The organism is Aminiphilus sp. (assembly GCF_029975095.1).
GTDB lineage: Bacteria > Synergistota > Synergistia > Synergistales > Aminiphilaceae > Aminiphilus.
In genome coordinates, this window is sequence record NZ_JARKPW010000207.1 from 1 (window position 1) to 9,016 (window position 9,016).

Annotated in this window: 7 protein-coding genes, 1 pseudogene and 3 riboswitches; of the genes and pseudogenes, 3 read left to right on the forward strand and 5 right to left on the reverse strand. The window is 59.9% G+C overall.

The annotated features are described in order from the left end of the window. From Q1K49_RS13040 to Q1K49_RS13050, 3 genes and pseudogenes are all read left to right on the forward strand, one after another. Positions 1-834, forward strand: a pseudogene (locus tag Q1K49_RS13040) (glutamate synthase subunit alpha); the annotation flags it as partial. Between the two features lie 355 nt (positions 835-1,189). Then, a complete protein-coding gene (locus Q1K49_RS13045) occupies positions 1,190-1,519 on the forward strand; it encodes a P-II family nitrogen regulator (RefSeq protein WP_300526439.1) in 330 nt (109 codons plus the stop codon). Between the two features lie 132 nt (positions 1,520-1,651). Next, a complete protein-coding gene (locus Q1K49_RS13050) occupies positions 1,652-2,908 on the forward strand; it encodes an ammonium transporter (protein WP_300526440.1) in 1,257 nt (418 codons plus the stop codon). A gap of 102 nt (positions 2,909-3,010) precedes the next feature. On the opposite strand, the gene Q1K49_RS13055 is transcribed toward Q1K49_RS13050, so the two are convergent. From Q1K49_RS13055 to Q1K49_RS13075, 5 genes are all read right to left on the reverse strand, one after another. After that, on the reverse strand, positions 3,011-4,777 hold the full coding sequence (locus Q1K49_RS13055; protein ID WP_300526441.1) for a dynamin family protein: 1,767 nt from the start codon (positions 4,775-4,777) through the stop codon (positions 3,011-3,013). A 20-nt stretch (positions 4,778-4,797) separates the two neighbouring features. Further along, positions 4,798-4,863, reverse strand: a riboswitch (Fluoride riboswitch). Between the two features lie 63 nt (positions 4,864-4,926). After that, a complete protein-coding gene (gene eno / locus Q1K49_RS13060) occupies positions 4,927-6,186 on the reverse strand; it encodes a phosphopyruvate hydratase (RefSeq protein WP_300526442.1) in 1,260 nt (419 codons plus the stop codon). 119 nt (positions 6,187-6,305) lie between these two features. Further along, positions 6,306-6,371: riboswitch (Fluoride riboswitch) on the reverse strand. A 120-nt stretch (positions 6,372-6,491) separates the two neighbouring features. Next, positions 6,492-6,872 (reverse strand): CrcB family protein, encoded by a 381-nt coding sequence (locus Q1K49_RS13065; protein WP_300526443.1) that lies wholly within the window; start codon positions 6,870-6,872, stop codon positions 6,492-6,494. A 48-nt stretch (positions 6,873-6,920) separates the two neighbouring features. After that, positions 6,921-6,985, reverse strand: a riboswitch (Fluoride riboswitch). Positions 6,986-7,102: 117 nt separating this feature from the next. Next, positions 7,103-7,720, reverse strand: a complete 618-nt coding sequence (locus tag Q1K49_RS13070) for a hypothetical protein (RefSeq protein WP_300526444.1) — start codon at positions 7,718-7,720, stop codon at positions 7,103-7,105. After that, positions 7,717-9,016, reverse strand: a 1,300-nt coding sequence (locus tag Q1K49_RS13075; protein ID WP_300526445.1) for a DUF58 domain-containing protein, incomplete at its 5' end; no start/stop codon positions are given. The genes Q1K49_RS13075 and Q1K49_RS13070, both read right to left, overlap by 4 nt.

The window sequence follows — 9,016 nt, forward strand, 5'->3', positions numbered from 1 at the left end:
ATTCCGGATCTTCCCTCCCGCATCGGGCGCAGCCACAGGGCCTTTCGCCCGTTCTCCCTCGAAGGATGTCTGGACACGGCTCTCGTTGCCGCGGCGGAAGTATGGTTCGAGAAGGGAACACCCCCGGAAGGTCCGTTTCCGGTGAACAACACCAACCGTTCCGTCGGAGCCATGCTGTCCGGGTATCTGGAGTTTCTCGGCTGTGTTCCACCCCCGAGGCCACTGTCGTTCTCCTTTCATGGTGTGGCGGGACAGAGCTTCGGGGCTTTCTGTGCCTCCGGCGTAACGCTCGTTCTTCGGGGTGCGGCCAACGATTATCTGGGCAAAGGACTGTCGGGGGGAACGCTCGTGGTGGCACCTCCCGAGAAAAGCGGTTTCGAGCCGGGACGGAGTGCCATCGTGGGCAACACGGCTCTTTATGGTGCTACCTCCGGAGAGGCGTTTCTCCTCGGTCGCTCCGGTGAGCGCTTTGCCGTCCGCAACAGCGGTGCCCGGGCCGTCGTGGAGGGAACAGGCAATCATTGTTGCGAGTACATGACGGGAGGCGTTGTGGTTGTTCTGGGGGCCACGGGGCGAAATTTCGGAGCAGGCATGAGCGGCGGAATCGCCTTTGTTCTCGATGAGGACGAAATGCTGGAGAGGCGTTGCGCCGACGAGGATCTCCAAGTGTCTCCCCTGGAGACTTCCGAGGAAGACGCTCTTCTTCGAGAATTGCTCGACGCGCATCAGAGGCACACGGGCAGTCCAAGGGCGGGGATTTTGCTGGAGAACTGGGAGACGGAAAGACATATGTTCCGAAAGGTCGTTCCCCGGAAGAGGACGACGATGCCCTGAAAAATTGTGCGCCGAGGAAAAGTTTTGACAGGCACTTACGATCATTTTTATTTCTCGGAGTAAAATGTCAGGTTTTTTCGCGACCGCGAACGTGAGGTGTGGAGGAGATGCGCCTCGCGTTCGTATTTTTTTGCGAGATAATCGGCATAAACACGATCGCATACAACAAAATGCACGAATATATTGCTCTCATTGCAAAAAAATAGACGTTGCGCTTGCGTTTGATTGTTTCGGGTGTTAGAATGCCTCCATCGCGTGCCAATTGGAGAAAAAAGAGAAAATGGCACGTTCCAAAAACTTGTTTTCAAAAATGATCTTGGGCGCTTCTCTTCTCCATGGAAAGGGGGTGATGGCAGTGAAGAAACTGGACATCGTGATCCGCCCCGGGCGGGAGGAGGACGTTCGCCGTCTTCTGGACGGTTACGGGGTTCCCGGTATGACCGTCACCCATGTCCTCGGTTTCGGAGAACAGCGGGGGCATCGGGAAATGTACCGGGGAACGGCGGTGGAGGCTGATTTGCTTCCCAAGGTTCGTTTCGAGGTGGTTCTCGAAGAGGAACGTGTGGAGTCTCTCGTGGCACTTCTTGTGGAGCGACTTTCCACCGGTACCGTCGGCGACGGCAGAATCTTCGTTTCCGATGTGTTGCAGGCGATACGGATTCGCACGGGAGAGCGAACGACGTGAGTTCATCGCATGATGTTGCGGAAAAGGCGAGCAAAGAACGTAACCATCGCACGAGCTACGATGAAAAGTGCGGAGAGGTGCCGAAAGAAAAACGTTGTTGTTTCGACGGAGCCGAGCGGGGAGGAATCGCAGATGAGTTCCAGTGAATTTGAGTTTGCCGTCAATACTGTGTGGGTTCTTGTAGCTGCTTTTCTGGTCTTCTTCATGCAGGCAGGTTTCGCCATGGTGGAGACAGGTTTTACCCGTGCGAAAAACGCGGGGAACATCATTATGAAGAACACCATGGACTTTGCCGCCGGTTCCCTTGTGTACTGGGCCGTCGGTTTCGCGATCATGTTCGGTCCCGGAAACGGCATGGTGGGAATGTCGGGTTTCTTTTTTCGCGGGGTGACCGCGGAAGCACTGGACATCAACATGTCACCCTACGCGTTTCTGCTCTTTCAGACGGTCTTCGCCGCCACGGCGGCCACCATTGTCTCCGGTGCCATGGCGGAACGGACTCGTTTCACTGCTTACCTTCTCTACAGTCTGGTCATCTCCTCCGTCATCTACCCTGTGGTGGGACATTGGGCATGGGGTGGCGGATGGTTGGGTGAGCGGGGCTTCATCGACTTCGCGGGCAGTTCCGTGGTGCACTCCGTAGGCGGCTGGGCCGCTCTCGTGGGAGCGGCCATCCTCGGTCCCCGCATCGGGAAGTACCGTGAGGACGGAACGCCCAGGGCGATTCCAGGGCACAGTCTCACCTTGGGTGCACTGGGGGTCTACATTCTCTGGTTCGGATGGTTCGGCTACAATCCCGGCAGCTCGCTCTCCGGAACCGATGCGAGCATCGGATACATCGCGGTGACCACGAACCTCGCGGCGGCGGCGGCGGCGGTGACGGTGATGCTCATCACCTGGGATCGCTATGGCAAACCCGACGTGAGCATGACCCTCAACGGTGTTCTGGGAGGGCTTGTGGCCATCACCGCAGGATGTGCTGCCGTTTCTCCCGCGGGAGCGGTGCTCATCGGGATCATCGCCGGGGGAGTGTTGGTCTATGCATTGGAATTCATCGACAAGGTGCTCAAGATAGACGATCCCGTGGGTGCCATAGGTGTGCACGGAGTCTGCGGGGCTCTCGGGACCGTGCTCGTGGGCGTCTTTGCCTCCGAAGGAGGCCTGCTCTACGGAGGAGGTACTGCGCAATTGGTCGTCCAGCTCACCGGTGTGGGTGCCATTGCAATCTGGACGTTCGCCGCCGCCTTTGTGCTCTTCAAGGTCATCGACGCTCTTGTGGGACTTCGTGTTCCCGCCTCGGAGGAGGTGGAGGGGCTGGACCGGAACGAGCACCTCGTGGATGCTTACGGAGACTTTCTCCTCAAACCGGCCGGAAACACAGCGGAATAGCACGCTCGACGGCAAAGCGCGGAAGAAAGGACAAGGCGAGAAAGACCTCTCTGAAAAGAGAAAGCTCTTTCTCGCCTTGTTGTTTTCCGCTGCCGGAAGAGATCATTTCCCCACGGACAGGGGCGTTTCACTCTCTTTTTGTGTCAGTGTGCGTATCCAGTCGTCGCATTGCGCGACGACCCGCAGGAGCGCTTCCTCCCGGCGCAGTTGCGCCTCCCTGGTCTGTGTGCGCTGTTCCAGGGCGGAGCGGGCAGCCTTTTCAATGCCTCCGGCGGTTTCCTCCACCAGGTTGCGCAGGCGGCTCCGGAAGTGGAGGAAGCTGTCCTTGACGCGTCGTACCATGTCGTAGCGGATGCGTCCACAGTTGGCGTCCACTCTTTGGGGAAGCCGGGAGAGCAGGCGTTTGAGAACCAGATTCTGCCCCACCGACCGGGGAAGAAGTGCCTCGCCGAGGGAAAGGACCGTTCCCTCCAGGTCGAAGAAAGGGCGTGTCTCGCCCTCGAGGTAATAGAATTCCCGTTCCGAAGAGAGTTCCTCGGGAAGTTCCCACTCGTCAAGGTCCACGTCGAAGACGCTCGATCCCAGGTCAAGCAGCTCCTTCAGAAGGGAGGTAAGCCGTCTCCGGTGCCGTTCCGTGAGCGTCTGGTAGGTGGATTCCATGTGCCGCTCGGTTTGGAGAAACCACTCTTCGAAATGTGCCACGAGACGCTCGTTCGCAAGGCGCTCCAGATGATCCGTGAACTCCTTCGTTCCCAGGGAACTCCGCCGCGTCACCTCGGCTCGGATCTCCTGTGCGATGCGGGGCGGGTACTCCTTGCGGATGCGATCCAGATCGTTTTCGAGGGCACGGATCATTCCCTCCAGTTCCTTCTCCAGCAACGTTTCCGCTTCGAAGCGGCGTTCCTGAAGTCCTGATACGCCGGCGACGAAGGTGTCGATCTGTTTCGTCAGCACATCGAGAGGTTGTTTGAGGGAGCGGCTTTCGATGAGGGCGTCCGTTCGCAGTGCTCTGGCGATGCCGAGGGCGCGCCGGGAGTTCGCGTCCCATTGCACGGCGGCGCGATCCCGCTCGGAAAGCTCTGCGAGAAGGGTTTCCACGGCGGCGAGACCTGTTTTTTCGAGGGCTGCGGCGTCCTTTCGGAGACGCGCATCAAGGGCCGGTTTGGCTGCGATGGCGAACAGGGGGAGTTCCGGCTCTCCCAGATTTTCCCGGAGCTGTGCGGCGAGGAAAGTGCGCAGCTCGGCGAGTCCCTCGACATCGACGAAATCCACCTTGTTGAGCAGCACGAAGAGATGCCGGACCTGGGAGCGCAGGTCCTCCAGAAAGGCCAGCTCGCCTTCGGAAAGCGGGGAGTCCGCGGAGATGAGCAAGAACGCGGCATCGATGCGGGGCAGAAAGGTCTTCGTCACTTCCGTCTGCGACTCGAAAAGACTGCCTACGCCGGGCGTGTCCGCGAGGGTGATGCCCTTCGCCAGCAGCGGGGCGGGGTGGCGAAGACGAACCCAGGCGACGTTTTTCTCGTTGTTGGGATTGCCCTTTTCCGCCACGTAACGGTCCAGGTGGGCCACGTCGTCCTTCTTCACGGTTCCGTTCCGGAAGTGGATTTCCAGCTCCCGTTCCGGGCCTGCGTCCAGAACGGTGATGATGTTCGTGAGGGGAAGGACTCCCGTGGGGAGGATCCTTTCTCCGAGGATGGCATTGAGGAAGGTGGACTTGCCCCGTTTGAACTGTCCCACCACGGCGACGTACAACCGATCCTCCTCGATGCGGTTCGCAGTATCCTCCAGAAGTTCTCGTTGGGACGGGGAGAGCGGGTGTTCTCTCATTTCAGAGAGCACCCGAAGCAGTTCCTGTGTCTTTGACGTCATGCGCACGTGCCTCCCGGCGAAAAAAATCAGGCGTCATCAGCCGAGAGGATCGGCATTTCGGGGCGAACGCCATCGCCCATCGGTCCTCCTGAGGCCGGAGGAAGAAGCCGGAGATGCGGCATGTTCCGCACCTCCGGCGAGGTGTCGCTCTATCGTCCGAACCGCGCTCGTGCGCCGAGTTCGTGTTCGATCTCCAGAAGCCTGTTGTACTTGGCGATCCGCTCGCTTCGGCAGGCCGATCCCGTCTTGATCTGGCCGCCCCCCATGGCGACGGCGAAATCCGCCATGAAGGCATCCTCCGTCTCGCCGGAACGGTGGGAGATCACGAAGCCCCATCCCGCTTCGCGGCAAAGGTGGATGGCCTCGATGGTCTCCGTCACCGTTCCGATCTGGTTCAGCTTGATGAGAGCGGCGTTGGCGGTTTTTTCCTCGATGCCGCGCCGGATGAAAGTGGTGTTCGTCACGAAAATGTCGTCCCCCACGATCTGGATGCGGTCTCCCAGGGCGGCGGTCTGTTCCCGGAATCCCTCCCAATCGTCCTCGCCGAGGCCGTCCTCGATGGAGACAATGGGGAAGCGATCGAGCCATTCCGCGTAGAGGGCGGTCATCTCGGCGCTGGTTTTCCTGCCCTGGCCCGACTTGGTGAGTTCGTAGGATTTCTTTTCCCGGAAGGAACTCGCCGCAGGATCCAGGGCGATGGAGATGTCCTTTCCCGGCTCGTAGCCCGCGGCGGCGATGGCCTCCACGATGACCTCGCAGGCCTCGTCGTTGCTCTTCAGGTTCGGGGCGAAACCGCCTTCGTCACCGACGCCCACGGCATAGCCTTTTTTCTGGAGAATCTTCTTCAGGGCGTGGAAGGTTTCAGCGCCGTACCGGAGCGCCTCGGCGAAGCAGGGGGCGCCGTGAGGCATCACCATGAATTCCTGGAAATCGACGCTGTTCTCCGCGTGCTTTCCTCCGTTGAGGATGTTCATCATGGGAACGGGAACATGCACCGCGCCCACGCCTCCGAGGTAGGCGTAGAGGGGAAGGTCCAGTGCCGTTGCCGCAGCTCTGGCTGCCGCCATGGACACGCCGAGGATCGCGTTCGCCCCGAGGCGCGCCTTGTTCGGCGTACCGTCCAGCTCGATCATGACCGCATCGAGTTCCGCCTGCCGCGTGGGATCCATACCCACTACCCGGGGAGCGATGTGCTCTTCCACATTGGCCACGGCCTTCCGGACGCCTTTACCGCCGTAACGGTTCTTCTCCTCGTCCCGAAGCTCCACTGCCTCGTTTTCACCGGTGGACGCACCGGAGGGCACGGACGCGCTCGCCCGGACTCCGCCCTCCAGCTCTACAAAGACGCGCACCGTCGGATTCCCTCGGGAATCGAGAATTTCCAAAGCCTTCACCGCACTGATTCTCATGATATTGCCTCCTTACCTTCCGGACACAGGAGGGAGAGGTGCTCTGCGTCTCTGTCGCTCACCCTCGACCTCTGAAGTCTCCGCGCAAAAAAACCGCAGAAGCGATGCGGATGCCCCGTGTGAAAAAAGGCGTCATCAGCCTGCCGCTGCGGCACTTCAGGGCGAACGCCATCGCCCGACCGTTTCGTGGAATCTTTCCGTGGTGTGATCCGCGTTTCTTCCTTGTAGCATGAATGTTCCGAAAAGACAATGTGGAATTTTTCTCCTCTTTGGGGTCATTCTTTTGGGCATGACACAATTCCGGACTACCGGATGAAGCAGAATTTTCCGCAGAAGATGCCCAGCGCGGTGAAACAGACGCCGAGAAGTTGCGTCACGCTGAGATAAAGAAATCCGCGGAAGAAGGAATCCTTGAGGAGGAGCAGGAATTCGAAGGTCATTGTGGAAAAGGTGGTGAAGGCGCCGACGAATCCTGTGAGCAGAACCACGTTTACCGAAGAAGGAACCCCCGTGGCGTATCGCATGAAAGCCCAGAAGAGCCCGAAGAGAAAACATCCTGTGACGTTGACGGTGAACGTTGCGACGGGGAGAGAAAAATCTGTCTTGGCATCGACCCACTGGGAAAGCAGAAAACGCAACAGTGTTCCAACACCTCCTGCGACGAGAAGCGCAATGGCATCCTTCACAAAAAACACCTCACACTCTCCACGGGTGATCGCATAATCTCCCGCGAATCAAGATGAGGCGTCATTAGCCGTTCCAAATGGCTTTCAAGGCGAACGCCATCGCCCGTGTTCCATGGGTAATGGATTTTATCTGCTCAGTATAGCACACAGCCTCCGCGAACGATAGCCCTTGGCTTTGTTCCGATCTGCCTGCAATGGCAACGTCGGATGGAGGCATGCGCCGCCGGCGGTCAGAGGTCGGAAGAATCCTGTCCGTGAAAGATGTCGGTTCTGCCGGTGATGTCGAGCATGGTCGCCGCCATGCGTCGCAGGACGAGACCCGCTCCGGCGGCGCCGAGAAGGTAGAGTGCCGCGTCCGTTCTTCCCGGAGGAATGATGGCGGCGAAACCGGAAGAGTCGCTCCCGAGTTCGAGAAGGAGCATCGGTGGAAGGACGATCCCTCCGAGAAGGAGTGTACGCTTCAGAAAATCTTCCGCGATGCGGAGAGAGGTCTCCGTCGCTTCTCCGGCCGACGGGGCGTTCTCGGCGGAAAGGGTTTCTCTTCCCCTCGCTTCCAGGTAATGAAGGTATCCCGCGTCGAGAAGAACGACGAGTCCCAATCCGAACAACGCCGAGGGGAGGGCTGAAATCTGCCCGGAGGTCCTCGTAAGGACGAAAAAGCTCCCCTCCAGTGTGAGCAGGGCCGCCGTCGCGCTCCACAGACGGAAGCTGCGAAGCCGGAAGGCTCCGAAGGCTGTCATGAACGCGGCGAGGGCGAGCCACGGCAGGATGTGTTTCGTTGAGCCTCCAAGGGGAAGGGCGGCGCAGCAAAGAGCGGCGATCATGGCAATGCTTCCGAAGAGATTCATGAGGCTCTCCCGGGCGACAGCGTGCGCAGTCGTTTCCCCCGTGTTCCGGGTCCGGAGAAGGCGCGCTCAAGACAGACTTCCAGGGGGGCCGATTCGTTCCATTCGGCAAAGCGGAGCCCCTGTCCACGGAGGACCTGGAGGCGTTCCTCCTGAAAAGTCCTTTCGTCGGAGAGCGCGTCCTTTTCCGTCCTTCCCGACCCGTTTCGATGCTCTACCGCGGAAAAGGGGGAAACGTAGAGAACGACAGGATCGAACCCGCGTCCCACAAGCCCGGAGAGCATTTGGAACGAACGGTCGTCGAGCAGGGGGGAGAGGACGAGGACGAGGGCTCCCGCAGGAAGGCCCAGGGGAGAGATGGTGGCGGGATCCCGATAGCCGAAACTTTCCGAGACCCGGGCTTCCGCGAGACGATCCAGAAGACGCCGCATGTGAAGGAGGCCGCTTCGCGGCGGCAGCCATTCGAGAATGCCTCCGTATTCGATGAGTCCCACTCGGTCGCGTTTTCTCAGGACGGAGAGGGCGATGGTTCCCGCGGCCCTGGTGCACCTGTCGAGACATGAATCCGGGAAATTGCCCGCATCCTTCAGCGTGTCGACCACGAGAATAACGTCGTTGCAGCGTTCGAGAAGCCGTTCGTTCACGAAGGGGCGCCCCTGTGTTGCGGTGGTGCGCCAGTTGATGTTGCGGAGCGGTTCCCCCTCTCGAAGTTCCCGAACCTCCGCAAATTCCAGGCCGTCCCCCTGGAAGCGGGAGATGTGGATGCCGCTGTGATGCCTGCCCCCTGGAATTGCGAGGGGTGTTCGCCCCATTTCCCAAAGACGCGGCAACACGCGGCAGGGTGTTGCCGTGCCGGAGCGCCAGGATGCGATGAAACCGTAGGAGCCGACAAGGGCGGTGGCGGTGACGCTTCCCTGAAGGTAGACGCCGCGGCCCGGCATCTCCAGAAAGAACGTTTTTTCCAGGACCTCTCCCTCTCGCAGGGAAAGGGTGGACAGAACCGCTCCCTTTTTGCGGACGGGGTTCTGGAATGTGTGGAACACTCGCAGGAGGGGCAACGAATCCGTCGCGGCGATACGGAGAGCGATGGCGGTTTTTTCTCCTTCGGTACGGAGAGAAGCGGTGCTGTGGGTGGTGATGGTGCATCGCGGCGGTGCTACATCCCAGAGGGAGAGGAAAAGGCGGACCATGAGCGGAGCCGCTGCGGCGAGGAAAGCGCTTTTCCCCGACACAATCCCTGCCGCCAGAAGGAACGAGACGAGGAGAAAAAGCCGGCGCAGTGTGCGGGTTCCGATGAGG